The sequence below is a fragment of the Streptomyces sp. T028 genome (genome assembly GCF_048159505.1).
In the GTDB taxonomy this organism is placed as follows: Bacteria; Actinomycetota; Actinomycetes; order Streptomycetales; family Streptomycetaceae; genus Streptomyces.
Genome location: NZ_JBLRVZ010000005.1, coordinates 161,692 through 176,006 on the forward strand (window position 1 = coordinate 161,692; position 14,315 = coordinate 176,006).

Annotated in this window: 11 protein-coding genes; 1 reads left to right on the forward strand and 10 read right to left on the reverse strand. The window is 70.5% G+C overall.

The window, feature by feature from the left end; translation table 11 throughout:
* Positions 1 to 21 precede the first annotated feature (21 nt).
* The 5 genes from ACLZN2_RS05205 to ACLZN2_RS05225 all read right to left on the reverse strand — a co-directional run bounded on the left by ACLZN2_RS05205 (position 22) and on the right by ACLZN2_RS05225 (position 4,866).
* Positions 22 to 2,343 carry an ABC transporter permease gene (locus ACLZN2_RS05205; RefSeq protein WP_416977158.1) on the reverse strand — a complete coding sequence of 774 codons (2,322 nt, stop codon included), beginning with the start codon at positions 2,341 to 2,343 and terminating at the stop codon, positions 22 to 24.
* On the reverse strand, positions 2,340 to 3,029 hold the full coding sequence (locus ACLZN2_RS05210; protein WP_416977159.1) for an ABC transporter ATP-binding protein: 690 nt from the start codon (positions 3,027 to 3,029) through the stop codon (positions 2,340 to 2,342). Before ACLZN2_RS05210 ends, ACLZN2_RS05205 begins: the two co-directional genes overlap by 4 nt.
* Positions 3,026 to 3,550 carry a PadR family transcriptional regulator gene (locus ACLZN2_RS05215; RefSeq protein ID WP_133912636.1) on the reverse strand — a complete coding sequence of 175 codons (525 nt, stop codon included), beginning with the start codon at positions 3,548 to 3,550 and terminating at the stop codon, positions 3,026 to 3,028. The genes ACLZN2_RS05210 and ACLZN2_RS05215 overlap by 4 nt, the downstream gene beginning before the upstream one ends.
* A gap of 165 nt (positions 3,551 to 3,715) precedes the next feature.
* Complete coding sequence (locus ACLZN2_RS05220) at positions 3,716 to 3,970, reverse strand: hypothetical protein (protein WP_416977160.1); 255 nt, start codon at positions 3,968 to 3,970, stop codon at positions 3,716 to 3,718.
* Positions 3,967 to 4,866: an SPFH domain-containing protein gene (locus ACLZN2_RS05225; protein ID WP_416977161.1), complete on the reverse strand. Its 900-nt coding sequence runs from the start codon at positions 4,864 to 4,866 to the stop codon at positions 3,967 to 3,969. The genes ACLZN2_RS05220 and ACLZN2_RS05225 overlap by 4 nt, the downstream gene beginning before the upstream one ends.
* A 289-nt stretch (positions 4,867 to 5,155) precedes the next feature.
* Between ACLZN2_RS05225 and ACLZN2_RS05230 the strand changes: the two genes are divergently transcribed.
* Positions 5,156 to 7,633, forward strand: coding sequence for a transglycosylase domain-containing protein (locus ACLZN2_RS05230; protein WP_416977162.1), 2,478 nt, complete (start codon positions 5,156 to 5,158; stop codon positions 7,631 to 7,633).
* A gap of 69 nt (positions 7,634 to 7,702) precedes the next feature.
* Here the strand turns inward: ACLZN2_RS05230 and ACLZN2_RS05235 are convergent, their stop codons facing one another.
* The 5 genes from ACLZN2_RS05235 to ACLZN2_RS05255 form a co-directional block, all read right to left on the reverse strand.
* Positions 7,703 to 9,805, reverse strand: a complete 2,103-nt coding sequence (locus ACLZN2_RS05235; protein WP_416977163.1) for a SpoIIE family protein phosphatase — start codon at positions 9,803 to 9,805, stop codon at positions 7,703 to 7,705.
* A 325-nt stretch (positions 9,806 to 10,130) separates the two neighbouring features.
* The gene (locus ACLZN2_RS05240) at positions 10,131 to 10,823 is read right to left on the reverse strand and encodes a DUF402 domain-containing protein (protein ID WP_416977164.1); all 693 of its coding nucleotides are present in this window, start codon (positions 10,821 to 10,823) and stop codon (positions 10,131 to 10,133) included.
* Between the two features lie 72 nt (positions 10,824 to 10,895).
* Positions 10,896 to 12,299 (reverse strand): class II fumarate hydratase, encoded by a 1,404-nt coding sequence (locus ACLZN2_RS05245; RefSeq protein ID WP_416977165.1) that lies wholly within the window; start codon positions 12,297 to 12,299, stop codon positions 10,896 to 10,898.
* Positions 12,300 to 12,376: 77 nt separating this feature from the next.
* Positions 12,377 to 13,045, reverse strand: a complete 669-nt coding sequence (locus tag ACLZN2_RS05250) for a response regulator (RefSeq protein WP_416977166.1) — start codon at positions 13,043 to 13,045, stop codon at positions 12,377 to 12,379.
* Positions 13,042 to 14,208, reverse strand: a complete 1,167-nt coding sequence (locus ACLZN2_RS05255; protein ID WP_416977167.1) for a sensor histidine kinase — start codon at positions 14,206 to 14,208, stop codon at positions 13,042 to 13,044. Before ACLZN2_RS05255 ends, ACLZN2_RS05250 begins: the two co-directional genes overlap by 4 nt.
* Positions 14,209 to 14,315 lie beyond the last annotated feature (107 nt).

Consider the following 14,315-nt stretch of genomic DNA (forward strand, 5'->3'; position numbering starts at 1 on the left):
CTCGCCGAGGGGCCCTCCGGATCACTCCGTGCGCAGCCCCTCCGGCCGCATCAGCCGCAGCAGCGGCGGCAGGCTCAGCAGCGTCACCAGCAGGACGACGGCCGCGCCGATGCCGGTCATCGACAGCACGACCTCCCAGTTCACACCCACCGGCTGGTCGGTCATCCGCAGCAGCACCGCGCCCAGCGTGAGCCCCACCACCGAGGCCAGCAGCAGGCCGAGCCCGATCGGGATCGCCGTCTGCCACAGCACCGACAGGCTCAGCGTGCGGCGCCGGGTGCCGAAGGCGACCAGGGACGACAGCAGTTTGCGGCGCTCGCGCAGCTGCTCCAGCTGCGACACCAGCAGGCTCGCCCCGATCAGCGCCAGCACACAGATCGCGCCGACGAACAGCCCGGTGCGGATCGACTCGTACCTCCGGGACGTCTCGGTCGCCGACCAGACCATCGGACTCGCCAGCGGGTCCACGGCGGCGGCGGTGTTGAGGGTGTACTCGCGGGCGTCGGGTACCGAGTCGTCGATCGAGAGGTAGATCTGCCCGGAGATCATGCCCGCGAAGTTCCGGGGCATCGCGCCCGGGGTCATCAGGAAGCCGCCGCGCAGACCGCCGTACAGGTCCTCCACCGCCGTCACCTGCTGGATGCCGGCCGGCACCGTCCAGGTGACCACCTTGTCGCCGTCCTCGAGGTACAGCTTCTTGCCGGGCTTGTTCAGCAGCGGTCCGTCGGTCGAGTAGTCGTCGCCGTCGCCCAGGAAGATGTCACCGTCCTTGCAGGAGGGCAGCTTCGCCACCTCGCGCAGAGCCGCGCAGTCGCCCACGGCCAGCTGGGTGCCGTATTTCGCGCCGTCGCCGGTCGTCGAGGGGGCGTCGCCGAGATAGCCCTCCGACAGCGCGATGACCCGCCGTACGCCCTTGGTGTCCTCGAACCGCCGGGCGGCGTCCGCCAGCGGCGTGCCCCGGGGAATGGTCACCTGCATCTGTGCCCGGGAGAGGTCCTCCTTGCTGGGCTTGGTGTACTGGTCGTCGACGCCGGCGAACAGCATCTGGAGCGCGATCGCCCCGGCCACCGCCACCGCGATGCCGTTGACCATGCGGGCCGCCGTACCGCTGCTCAACTGCAGTCTCCGTACGGCCAGTTGCCAGGCGACCCCGCCCGCGCCGAGCCGGGCCACGACGCGCTCCACCAGCCACGGGAGCAGCGCGGTCACACCGACCAGCAGCAGCAGGACACCGCCGACCACCAGGTACTGGTTGAAGTCCCCTTCATCGCGGCCCTGGCCCATCATCGGATAGAGCATGGCGAGACCGGCCAGCGGCAGCAGCAGCCGCCACCACAGCCGGCGCCGGGCGGGCTTCGCCGCGCGCACCACACCGAGCGGCTCGATCACCACGCCGCGCAGGGCGAGGAGGGTGACGAGTACGGCGGCGGCCGGCACCGCGATCGCGACCAGCGCGGCGAGGGCGGGCGAGGGGTTGAGGTAGCTGGGCCAGACGCTGATGCCCAGCACCTCGACGGAGCCCACCACCTGCCGTCCGAGCAGGAAGAACGCCGTGCCGAGGACCAGACCGAGCAGTGCGCCGGCCATTGCCTCGCCCGCCGCGACCCGCCGGGTCATCCCGCCGTCGGAGCCCACCAGCCGCAGTGCCGCGAGCCGCCGGTCCCGCCGCTCGCCGCCGAACCGCACGGCCGCCGCGATGAACACCGCGACCGGCATCAGCAGGACCGTGATCATCACGACGCTCAGCAGCACCAGTACGGGGTCGGCCTTCTCGGGCTCCGGGTTGGGAATCCCGAACCGCGTCAGCCGGGCAACGCCGGGGTCCTCGGTGTCGAGCCCGGTGGCGCCGGCGAAGTAGGCGAGTTCCTGCGAACCGACCAGACCGGGTTCCGTGATGGTCCCGACGATCCGGTACGGCACGCGCTCCCGCAGCAGCTTCGCGCCGTCCGAGGCGAGCAGCCGCTTCAGCGCGGGGGAGACGACCATCTCGCCCTTCGCCGGGAACGCGTCGACGCCGGGCGGCAGCGGGGCGCGCGGCCCCTCCGCTTCCAGCAGCCGGCCGCGCACGTCCTTCGAACGGAACGTCGTGTCGGACTGCGCGATCAGCAGGCTGTTGTCCGCGGGTTTCGGCTCCTCGGCTGTGAACGAGTAGTCGGAACGGGCCTGTTCACGCGAGTGCCGTTCGACGATCACCCCGGGCAGCGCGGCGGCCAGCAGCAGCACCGCCACACCGAGCCCGACGCCGACCGCCGTCAGCGTGGCCCGGATCCACCCTTCCCGGCCGCCCGCGAAGGCGAACCGGACCCCCAGGGCGAGATCCCTCGTCCACTGGCGCGCGTTCATACGACCCGCTCCATGTCCCGCGACTTCCCGTCCCGTACGACGATCTCGCGGTCGGAGTAGGCGGCCACCCGCGCCTCGTGCGTCACCAGCACCACGGCCGCGTTGGCGGACCGGGCCGCCTCGGTGAGAAGTTCCATCACGCGCTCGCCGTTGAGCGAGTCCAGCGCGCCGGTCGGCTCGTCGGCGAAGACGACCCGCGGGCTGGTGACCAGCGAGCGCGCCACCGCGACCCGCTGCCCCTGCCCGCCGGAGACCTCACCCGGCCGCTTCTTGGCGAGGTCGTCGACCTCCAGCCGCTCCATCCACCCCAGGGCGGTGCGCTCGGCCTGCTTGCGCGCGGTGCCGTTCAGCCGCAGCGGCAGGGCCACGTTCTCCACACAGGTCAGTTCCGGCACGAGCTGCCCGAACTGGAACACGAACCCGAACTCCGAGCGCCGCAGGCGGCTGCGCCCGGTGTCGTTCATCGTCGCCAGGTCCTGCCCGTCGTACAGGATCGAGCCGGAGTCGGGCGTCACGATGCCGGCGAGGCAGTGCAGCAGCGTCGACTTGCCGGACCCGGACGGGCCCATCACCGCGACGACCTCGCCGGGGTGGATGGAGAACTCGGCGCCGTCCAGCGCCATGGTCGGCCCGTACGCCTTCTTCAGGTCCTCGGCGACGAGCAGGGATCCCCCGGGAGCGTTCATGCGGTCACCGTGGCCTTCAGCTTGTCGAGGCGCGCGGCGGCGAGCTCCAGCCAGCGCAGGTCGGCCTCGAGATGGAACAGGGCGTGGTCGCAGATGAGCTGGTCGGCCAGATCACCCTTGCGCTTGCGGTCGGTCAGGATGCGCATGCTGCGCAGGTGCTCCGCCCGCTGGGTGTCGAGGATGTCGGCCGCGTCGCGCTCGGTGAGCAGCGCGAGGACGACCTTCGTGTACAGGGTCGACTGCAGGTACGGCTCGGGCTTCTCGGGCGTGGCGAGCCAGCGCTCTACGTCGGTGATCCCGGCGTCGGTGATGGCGTACCGCTTGCGCTCGGGCCCGCCGCCGGCCTCGATGCCGTCGACCTCGACGAGGCCGTTCTTCAGCAGCCGCGACATCGTCGAGTAGACCTGGCCGTAGTGCAGCGGCCGGTCGTGACCGAACTTCTCGTCGAAGGCCCGCTTCAGGTCGTAACCGTGTCGGGGCCCGGACTCCAGGAGTCCCAGGAGGGTGTGACCGATGGACATGGGGAGGACTGTACACGCGGTGTATACCCGGGGTGTATACGCGGAGTGTGTAGGTGGTGGCGGGGTGTGGGGGCGTGCAGGTGGGCGCCTATTGTCACCGTTCTGCTACAGCCAACCAGCCCGTCTGGGGGTCCCCCCTCTGGGGGAGATCGGGGACGAGGCCGTTCAGGCCGACGGGGGTCTGGGGGCGGAGCCCCCAGGGGGCCGCCCGCGGCGAGGAATCGGCCCGGTGTCCCGCGGCAGCCTCCCGGCCTCCGCGAGAGCCCGCCGCAGCAGGAACTCGATCTGCGCGTTGGCGGAGCGCAGCTCGTCCCCGGCCCACCGCGCCAGCGCGTCGTACACCGCGGGATCCAGCCGCAGCAGCACCTGCTTGCGCTGCGGTCGACGTCGAGGGGCCGGACCCCCGGAGGGAACCGTCACTGGTAGAGGGTCCCGGTGTTCAGCACGGGCTGCGGCGCCCGGTCCCCGCACAGCACCACCATCAGGTTGGACACCATCGCCGCCTTCCGCTCCTCGTCCAGTTCCACGATGTCCTGCTCTGCGATCCGGGTGAGCGCCGCCTCGACCATCCCGACGGCCCCGTCCACGATCTCCCGCCGCGCCGCGACCACCGCGCCCGCCTGCTGCCGCTGCAGCATCGCCGAGGCGATCTCGGGAGCGTACGCGAGATGCGTGAACCGGGACTCGATGATCCGCACACCGGCCGCCTCCACGCGCGCGTGCAGCTCGGCCGCGAGCTTCTCGGTGATTTCCTCGGCGTTGCCGCGCAGCGAGAGCCCGTCCTCGTCGTGGGAGTCGTACGGGTACTCGATGGCGATGTGCCGTACGGCCGCCTCGGTCTGGGTGGAGACGAACTCCAGGAAGTCGTCGACCTCGAAGACGGCCTGTGCGGTGTCCTGCACCTTCCACACGACGACGGCGGCGAGCTCGATCGGGTTGCCGTACGCGTCGTTGACCTTCAGGACGGCCGTCTCGTGGTTGCGGACGCGGGTGGAGATCTTCTCGCGCGAGGTGAAGGGGTTAACCCAGCGCAGCCCGTCCTCGCGGATGGTGCCCCGGTAGCGCCCGAAGAGCTGCACCACGCGCGCCTCGCCCGGCGCCACCGTGTTCAGCCCGCACATCGACAGGAAGGCGGCGATGCCTATGGCGATGCCGCCGACGATCAGCGCGGCCTTGCCGCCGGCCGCGGACACCGCGGTCGCGGCGGCGATCAGCCCGGCGCCGATCAGCAGCCCGACCAGCCCGCCGAGCAGGGCGAGCCCACCGCCCACGCTGTGGGCGGGGAACTCCTTCACCGAGGAACGCTCTGTGGACATGGGTGATTCCCCCCGTTTCATGCAGGCGTGAGCCGGTACGCACCGCTCCCGCGTAATCTTTTTCCTAGCTAAGTGATATCACTTTATGAGTGCATGGCAACCCCCGGGGCGTTCTGTTCGTCGAATGAGGTGACGTGGTGTGCCGGTTTCCCGGCGGGGTGCTGATTCTCACCCCCTCCGAACACCGGACCGAGACCTCTTCGTCACAGCCGACGGTGTTAGCTTTCTGAGCTGACCTGCCTCCTGGCACTGGTGTGACTGCCGAGTACGAAGCGGAGCGAGCGGACTCATGGGACGAGCGGACGAGAGACGAGCGCGGCAGAGCGGTGGCCGTCGCGCGGCGCCCAAGAACCGCTCGCCGAGGAGAGAGGCCCCGCCGCCGCGCAGCGAGTCGCGCTCGGCCGTGGAGGCCCCCGAGGCGCCGGGGACGGCCGACACCGCGGGCGGTCCCGCACCCGGCGGCCGTGCGGCCGCGCGCAGGGCCGCGGCCGGCAGGAAGGGCGGCCGGGGCGTCAAGGGCGGCGGCAAGGGCGGTAAGAAGGAGAAGAGCCTCATACGCCGGATCTTCACCTGGAAGAAGATCCTCGGCGCGTTCCTGATCATGACGACGGCCGTGGTCGGCGCCCTCGTCTGGCTCTACGTCAGCACCCCGATACCCGAGGGCAACCCCGACGCCGAGCTCCAGAGCAACGTCTACGAATACGAAGACGGCTCGATCATGACCCGCGACGGCGACGTCAACCGTGAGCTCGTCGATCTCGCCGTGGTCCCCAAGAAAGTCCAGCGCACCTTCGTCGCCGCCGAGAACAAGTCCTTCTACACGGACGCCGGCGTGGACCTGAAGGGCACCACCCGAGGCGTTCTCAACACCCTCATGGGCAAGGGCGCGCAGGGCGGTTCGACGATCACCCAGCAGTACGTCAAGAACTACTACCTGAGCCAGGAACAGACCGTCTCGCGCAAGCTGAAGGAACTGGTCATCTCGCTCAAGCTGGACCGGGAGAAGTCCAAGGACTACATCCTGGCCGGCTACATCAACACCAGCTACTACGGCCGCGGTTGCTACGGCATCCAGGCCGCCGCCCAGTGCTACTACCGCGTCGACGCCGACAAGCTCACCGTCGAGCAGGGCGCCTACCTCGCCGCGCTGCTCCAGGCCCCCAGCCAGTACGACTGGGCCGTCGCCTCCGACACCGGCAAGCGACTGGTCAAGGCCCGCTGGAACTACGTCCTCGACAACATGGTCGAGCAGAACTGGCTCGACAAGACCGAGCGCGAGGAGATGACGTTCCCGGAGCCCAAGGAGCCGAAGGCCGCACCGGGCCAGGAGGGCCAGGTCGGCTACATGGTGTACGCGGCCAACGTCGAACTCGCCAAGCAGCTCGTCGCCACCGGCGTCGCCGACGACTTCGAGTCGGCCGCCGCCCTGGTGAAGAAGGGCGGCTGGAACATCCAGCTCAACATCGACAAGAAGAAGCAGAAGGCGCTGGAGAAGGCGGTCAAGGAACAGCTGACCAGCAAGCTCGACGCGAAGAAGCGCAAGGTCGACGGTGACGTCCAGGCCGGCGCGGTCTCGGTGGACCGCAAGACGGGCGCCGTCGTGGCGATGTACGGCGGCAAGGGCTACACCGACCACTACATCAACAACGCCACCCGCACCGACTACCAGCCCGCCTCCACCTTCAAGCCGGTGATACTCGCCGCGGCCTTCGACGAGCAGGCCAAGACGCAGGACGGCGACGAGATCACCGCCGACACGATCTACGACGGCACCAGCAAGCGCCCGGTCGTCGGCAGCGACATCGGCTTCGCGCCGGAGAACGAGGACGACCAGGACTACGGCGACGTCACCGTCCAGACGGCGCTGAACAAGTCCATCAACTCCGTCTTCGCGCAGATGGGTGTCGACGTCGGCATGGACAACGTGCTGAAGGTCGCGGACGACCTCGGCATGGACACCGAGGACCTCAAGGCGGTGCCGGCCCAGACCCTCGGCACCATGGGCGCGAGCCCCCTGCAGATGGCCGGCGTCTACGCCACCCTCGACAACCACGGCAAGAAGGTCACGCCGGCGATCATCGCGTCGGCGAAGAACAGCGCCTACCCGTCCTTCAAGCACACCGACCCCATCGGCGACCAGGTCATCAGCCGGGAGGCCGCCGACTCGGTCACCTCGGTCCTCACCGGCGTGGTCGACGACGGTACGGCCAAGAAGTCGGTGCGGGACAACCCGCTGCGCAAGGGGCAGAAGGTGGCGGGCAAGACGGGTACCTCCGACAACAACAAGTCGGCCTGGTTCACCGGCTACACCCCGGACCTGGTCACCTCGGTCGGCCTTTTCGGTGAGTCCGCCAAGGCCCCGCATCCCCAGGTCACCCTGACCGGCGCGACGACGGGCCTGACCACGGTCGCGGGCCGAATCAACGGTGGTGGCTTCCCCGCGCAGATCTGGGCGGCGTACATGTTCGGCGTCTCCACCAAGGTCACCAAGTTCGACCTGGAGACCGACCAGGGCGCGGCGGTCCAGACGTCGTCCCCGTCCCCGACCAACTCCCCCTCGTCGAGCCCGACCCCCTCCGACACCCCCACGGCGAACAACACCCCGACCAACGCGCCCACGACGAACCCGCCCACGACGAATCCGCCCACGACGAATCCGCCTACGACGAATCCGCCGACGGGCGACACGACCACCGCACCGAGCACCGAGGACCCGACAGTGGACCCGACGAACCCGACGGACCCATTGAGCGGCGACGGCCAGTAAGCGCGCAAAGAGGGGGTGCCCGGTGACTACCGGGCACCCCCTCTTTGCGCTTACTGGCCGTCACTCGAACTACGACCGATTCAACTCAAACCACACAACCTTGCCGGTACTGAGCCGCGTAGCCCCCCACCGCCGTGCCAGCCGATTGACCAGATACAGCCCCCGCCCACCCTCATCGGTGGCCCGAGCCTGCCGCAACCGCGGCAGCTGCGGCACGTCGTCCCCCACCTCACAGCGCAGGACGTCGGTGCGCAGGAGCCGCAATGTGACCGGCCGGGAGGCATACCGCACCGCGTTGGTGACGACCTCACTCACCAGCAGTTCGACGGAGTCGGTCAGATCCTCCATCCCCCACCGGGACAACGCCCGCCGGGCCAGCCGCCGGGCACGGCCGGGTGCCGCGTCCTCCGGCTCCAGGAACCAGTACGCCACATCGCTCGGCGCGATCCCGTCGAAGCGGGCGGCGAGCAGCGCGATGTCGTCGTCCCGGTCGCCCGGCCCGAGCATGTCGAGCACCTCGTCGCAGAGCGCCTCCAGCGGCGGCGGATGGTCGGGCCCCGTGAGCTGAGCGGTCGCGGCCAGCTTCTCCCGCAGCTGCTCTATCCCGGTCGCCACGTCGCGGAGCCGGGACTCCACCAGGCCGTCGGTGTACAGCAGCAGTGTCGCGCCGGCCGGCGCGTCCAGCTCCACGGCCTCGAAGTCGACCCCGCCCACGCCGATCGGGGCCCCCGGCGGCACCCGCAGCACCTCGGCCCGGCCGCCCAGATGCAGCAGGACCGGCGGGGGATGGCCGGCGTTGGCGATCGTGATGCGGTGCGATACGGGGTCGTAGACGGCGTAGAGACAGGTCGCCATGCGGTCGGAGCCGAGCCGCTGGGCCTGCTCGTCGAGGTGGTGCAGCACCTCCTGCGGCGGCAGGTCGAGCCCGGCGAGGGTCTGGGCGGTCGTCCGCAGCTGGCCCATGATCGCGGCCGATGTCATCGAGTGCCCCATGACATCGCCCACGACCAGTGCCACCCGGCTGCCGGGCAGCGGGATCGCGTCGTACCAGTCGCCGCCGACCCGCGCGGTCTCGGCCGCCGGGAGGTAGCGGGACGCGAGCCGTACGCCCGTCGGCCGGGGGAGGTGCTCCGGCAGCATGGTGCGCTGCAGTTCGTCGGCGATGTACGCCTCACGGTCGTACAGCACGGCCTTGTCGATGCCGAGCGCGCTGTGTGTGGCGAGCTGGGCCGCCACCAGCAGGTCGTCGTTCTCGAACGGGAAGCGCTCCGGGCGGCGCAGGAAGACCGCCGCGCCGATCACCCGGCGACGGCCCCGCAGCGGCGCCAGGATGGCCCGCTGGCCGCCCGGGACGACCAGGGTGCTGTCCTCGCCCAGGAGTTCGGGCAGCGCGGCACGGGCGGCCGGGCTGTCGGCGAACACCGGGCGCACCCCGCGCAGCACCTCCGCGAGCGCCCCGCCGGGCCGCACCTCGCACAGTTCGGCGATCGCGGAGGACAACTCGGCGCTCAGCTCGGAGGGCTCGGGCGGCGGCAGCGCGAGCGCGGCGAAGCCGGTCTCGGTGTCGCGTTCCTCCGGGATGCGGTCGGTGCGCCGCAGCCGCAGCATGACGCGGTCGGCCACCGGCCGCTCGTCACCGACCGGCAGCGGGTCGCGCAGATAGACGAGTATCGCGTCGGAGAAGGTCGGCACGGTGGCCCGGCACAGCCCCATCACGATCTCGTCGAGGTCCAGGCCGCGGGCGATCCGCCGGGTCGCGGCGCCCACGAAACGCAGCCGGTCCCCGTCCCTGCGCATCGGTATGGGCCGCCCGGGCGTCACCCCTTGCCCCGTACGACGCTCGGAGCGCGTGTCACCGCCCGGCTGGGCCGGGATGGACTCGGGCGCCGGACGTGGCCGGTGGCTGTCGGGTTCGGCTCCGGCCGCCGGCTGTGAGTGCTCGGCCTGTGAACCGGCCGGATCCGTTCCCTGGGCACTCTTGTTTCCCTTGCTGCCCTTCCCGCTGGTGGCACACGACGCGGTGGTGCCAGGGCCGTCCTCCGCGCGGCCCTGGGAGGCGGCGGGAGGTAAGGCGTCCGAGGCGTCCGGGGCCTGGGTGTGCAGGAGCGCCCCGCGGGCTTCCGCGGGGTCGCCGCCCTGGGGGCGTTCGTAGCTGGTGGGCTGCTCCGTCACGCGTGTCGAATCCGTCCGTCCGGGGCTGCGCGGCGCGCACACAGTTGGTCCCGCAGAAAACCCGATACCCGGAATATCTGTCCCCGGAACGGAATTCCCACGTGGTCAGAGGCTGTTCCTGTGCCACCGGAGGACCGGGCGCGGCCCTGACAGCGGGCGCCGGATGTCCCTTCGGCCCCGCCGGTGTTGCCCTCGTACCCCTCGCTCACGTCCTGCCGCCCCTCGGTGACGTTCGGTCAGACCCGGTGTCGGCCCCGGGAGTTGCTGTTCGATGGTCTTGCGGAGGACGATCCTACGTTTCCTGCCCGGGGGCGCATCAAGGGTCTCATGTGGACATGTGCGCCGGGACGCGGTCCCAGTCCTCCGGAAGCAACGGTACGGCCCAGGAGGGATCCGGGCGCCAGTGCTGCCAGCCCTTGTTGAACGGAGCCTCCCAGGCGCCGATCGCCTCCACCGCCGACCGGCCCGCCTCCCGCACCCGCTCGGCGACGGCGGCGTCCATCAGTCCGTCCTGCTGGGCCTGCGCGAACTCGTCCTCGTCGCGCCAGCCCCAACTGCGGTCCGGATACACGCAGATGTCCAGAAAGTGATCCTCGGAGTCCACTCCGCCGTCCCAACGGGCAAGCGGCTGCTCCAGGTTGACGTACCAGTTCTTGAACTGCCAGCCCGGCTCCCAGAACAGCCACACCGACCAGGGGGCGCCGGGCCGGGCCAGCTTCAGCACGCCGGTGCCGAACCAGCGGTCGAGCTGGACGGTCCGCGGCTTGGTGTAGCGCGTCGGCAGCGGCTCCTGGTGCAGCGGGGTGCCGTCCGCGAGCACGGGCTTGACGACCTGGGTGCCGGGCGCCAGCCAGACCGCGAGCAGCTCCTCGTCGTCGCGGACCACGGTGACCGGGCGGGCGATGTGGAAGCCCGGGCCGCCGTTCTCCCGGTAGCGCCACAGGATCCGGTCCCCGGGCGCCCAGTGGGCCGCCGTACCGCCAGTTCCCATGCGTCTCACCGCTCCACCGTCTGCCATGCACAGATATTAGGTGCCATGGGCATACGACGCTGCGGCGCGCGTCACGGTTCTGCGCGCCGTCGGGAAAGGTTACGGGCGCGTCATCCGCAGGACATCCAGGGCTTCGTCGAGTTGTTCGACCGTCAGCCTGCCGCCCTCCACATACCCGCTTTCGAGGACGACCTGGCGGATCGTCTTGCGCTGCGCCAGCGCCCTCTTGGCGACCTTGGCGGCCTCCTCGTAGCCGATGTACTTGTTGAGCGGGGTGACGACGGAGGGGGAGGACTCGGCGTACTCCCTGGCCCGCTCCCGGTGTGCCACGATCCCGTCCACGGTCCGGTCGGCGAGCAGCCTCGAGACATTCGCCAGCAGCCGGACCGACTCCAGCACGTTCTTGGCGATGACCGGGAGCATGACGTTGAGTTCGAAGTTGCCAGCCGCTCCGGCGGCGGCGACGGTGGCGTCGTTGCCCATGACCTGCGCGGCGACCATCAGCACGGCCTCCGGGATGACCGGATTCACCTTTCCGGGCATGATCGAGGACCCGGGCTGGAGGTCGGGCAGCGAGATCTCGGCGAGCCCGGTCCTCGGTCCCGAGGCCATCCACCGCAGATCATTGGCGATCTTCGTCAACGAGACCGCGATGGTCCGCAGCTGCCCGCTGGTCTCCACGATCCCGTCCCGGGCACCCTGCGCCTCGAAGTGGTCCCGCGCCTCGGTCAGCGGCAGCCCGGTGACGCGGGCGACCTCCGCGATGACGGCGGCGGAGAACCCGGGCGGGGTGTTGATCCCGGTCCCGACGGCGGTCCCGCCGAGGGGCAGCTCGGCGAGCCGCGGCAGGGAGGCGGTGAGCCGTTCCACGCCGTACCGCACCTGCGCGGCGTACCCGCCGAACTCCTGTCCCAGCGTCACGGGCGTGGCGTCCATGAGATGGGTCCGCCCCGACTTCACGACGTCGGCGAACTCCTCGGCCTTGCGGGTGAGGGCGTCGGCGAGGTGCTCAAGGGCCGGGATCAGATCCCGGGTGACGGCGGCGGTGGCGGCGATGTGGATGGAGGAGGGGAAGACGTCGTTGGACGACTGCGACGCGTTGACATGATCATTGGGGTGGACGGCCCGGCCGAGCCGCTCACTCGCGAGCGTGGCGAGGACCTCGTTGGTGTTCATGTTGGACGAGGTCCCGGACCCGGTCTGGAACACGTCCACCGGGAAGTGCGCGTCCCACTTCCCCTCGGCGACCTCCGCGGCCGCGTCCTGGATCGCCGCGGCCACCTCCTTGTCGAGCACCCCGAGCTCGGCGTTCACCTTCGCGGCGGCACCCTTGATCCGCGCCAGCGCCTCGATGTGCGCCCGCTCGATCCGCTGCCCGGACACGGGAAAGTTCTCCACGGCCCGCTGCGTCTGCGCCCGCCACTTGGCGTCCGCCGGCACCCGCACCTCACCCATGGAGTCGTGCTCGATCCGGTACCCGCCCTTGTCCTGCTCGTCGGCCATCGACGATCACCTCCACACAGGACAGCATCGCGGACGCGCCCGCTGTTCCCATGGAGGTGACCTGCCGCGTGCCTCTCCTACCCTCCCGGTGTCACCAGCCCTGTCTCATAGGCCACCACGACTGTCTGGGCGCGGCTGTCCAGGTTCAGCTTGGCCATGATGCGGTTGAGGTGGGTCTTGACCGTCGCTTCGCTGATGCAGAGACGGTCGGCGATCTCCGGGTTGGACAGGCCACGCGCGACGAGCTTGAGGACCTCGACCTCGCGGGTCGTCAGGGTTTCGAGGTCCGGCGGGGGGTTGGCACCATCCGCTTCGTGGTTCTGGCGGGCGAACGCCTCGACCAGTCGGCGGGTCACGGTGGGTGCGAACAGCGCGTCGCCGGCGCCGACCGCGGCGACCGCCGCCAGCAGCCGTTCGGGCCCTGAGTCCTTGAGCAGGAAGCCGGAAGCTCCAGCGCGCAGTGCCCCGTACACGTACTCGTCGAGGTCGAAGGTGGTAAGGACCAGTACCCGGGGTGCGGGGTCGGCCGCCTCGGCGAGGATGCGCTGTGTGGCCTGGATGCCGTTCATGCCGGGCATGCTGATGTCCATCAGGATCACGTCGGGCCGAGTCGTGGCGGCCAGCCGCACCGCCTCCTCGCCGTCTGCCGCCTCGCCCACGGCCTCGAAGCCGGGCGCGGCGTTGAGCAGGCCGACGAGCCCGGCGCGGATGAGGAACTGATCGTCGACCACGAGCACTCTGGTCATTTCGTTTGCTCGCCTCCCCGCTGTGCGCCGGTCGCCGCGGTCGGCAGGCTCAGGCGGACCGCGAAACCCCCCTCGGGGCGTGGGCCGACGCTGATCGTCCCGCCGTAGAGCCTGGCCCGCTCCCGCATGCCGATCAAGCCGTGTCCACCGCCTGTCGGGAGTTCGGCCGGCATCACCTCAGCTCCGTTGTCGGTGACACTGACGGTCAGTTCACGCTGCCGGTAGTCGAGCCGCACCTGTGCGCCCGCGTGGTTGGTGTGCTTGAGGACGTTGGTCAGTGCCTCCTGGACGACGCGGTACGCGCACAGCTCCACGCCCGGGGTGAGGCGGCGCGCGGTGCCCTGGACACTCAGCTCGACGGGGACGCCGCCGGCCCTGACCCGCTCGACCAGATCGTCGAGGCGGGCGAGGGTGGGCATGGGCGCGGCTGACTCCTCACCGCCCAGATCGTGTTCCCGCAATACCTTCAACATCCGCCGCAGCTCCTCCAGGGCTTCGCCGCTGGTGTCCTCGATGGTGGTGAGCGCGTTCCGGGCCGTGGCGGCATCGGAGTCGAGGACGAACCGGGCCAGGCCTGCTTGCACGGAGATCACCGCCATGTGGTGGGCGACGACGTCATGCAGCTCCCGTGCTATGCGCCCGCGTTCCTCGGTGACCTCACGGCGGGTCCGCTCGGCCTGCTCCGCGCGGAGCCGCTGAGCGAGTTCGCGGGAGCGGCGGGCCAGAGTACCGGACCACACCAGCACCAAGCTGAACAGCAGGGCCTGGCCGACGACCAGCACCGTGGACAGGCTGTCGCTGATCGCTGCGGCGTACACCCACTTGGCGGTCATCACGGCCGCGCAGCAGAGGGCGGTCCGCGTCGAGTGCGTCGACGCCACCGTGTGCAGCGCGAGCAGCGAGCCGAACGCGGACACCACCGGCCAGTACCCCAGGCCGATGTAGGCGATGCTTGCGCATTGCACGGCCGCGAACACCACGAGCGGTGCCCTGCGCCGCAGAACGACAGGCAGATGCGCCAGGGCAAGCAGCACATAGGCGCGCGCGTCAGGTTCCGGCCAGCCGTGCGCCGCCGATTCCTGTCCCAGCCGGACGGCCACCCAGACCATGACGAAGACGATCACCGTGTCGACGGCGAGCGGGCGGGATGTACGCATGCGCATCGCCGCAGGGTAACGCCGGCGCGGGTGCGGCGGCGTCAACCTTCCGCGGTACCACGGAAGTTGCGGATCGGCGCGGCTACCGCGGTCGGTGGAGTGGTGGATGCTCA

What these genes read in the sequence shown, in the direction of transcription:
- ACLZN2_RS05250 (WP_416977166.1), bottom strand. Translation starts at nt 13,045, where the DNA reads ATGACCAGAGTGCTCGTGGTCGACGATCAGTTCCTCATCCGCGCCGGG.
- ACLZN2_RS05245 (WP_416977165.1), bottom strand. Translation starts at nt 12,299, where the DNA reads ATGGCCGACGAGCAGGACAAGGGCGGGTACCGGATCGAGCACGACTCC.
- ACLZN2_RS05215 (WP_133912636.1), bottom strand. Translation starts at nt 3,550, where the DNA reads ATGTCCATCGGTCACACCCTCCTGGGACTCCTGGAGTCCGGGCCCCGA.
- ACLZN2_RS05255 (WP_416977167.1), bottom strand. Translation starts at nt 14,208, where the DNA reads ATGCGCATGCGTACATCCCGCCCGCTCGCCGTCGACACGGTGATCGTC.
- ACLZN2_RS05240 (WP_416977164.1), bottom strand. Translation starts at nt 10,823, where the DNA reads ATGGCAGACGGTGGAGCGGTGAGACGCATGGGAACTGGCGGTACGGCG.
- ACLZN2_RS05205 (WP_416977158.1), bottom strand. Translation starts at nt 2,343, where the DNA reads ATGAACGCGCGCCAGTGGACGAGGGATCTCGCCCTGGGGGTCCGGTTC.
- ACLZN2_RS05225 (WP_416977161.1), bottom strand. Translation starts at nt 4,866, where the DNA reads ATGTCCACAGAGCGTTCCTCGGTGAAGGAGTTCCCCGCCCACAGCGTG.
- ACLZN2_RS05210 (WP_416977159.1), bottom strand. Translation starts at nt 3,029, where the DNA reads ATGAACGCTCCCGGGGGATCCCTGCTCGTCGCCGAGGACCTGAAGAAG.
- ACLZN2_RS05230 (WP_416977162.1), top strand. Translation starts at nt 5,156, where the DNA reads ATGGGACGAGCGGACGAGAGACGAGCGCGGCAGAGCGGTGGCCGTCGC.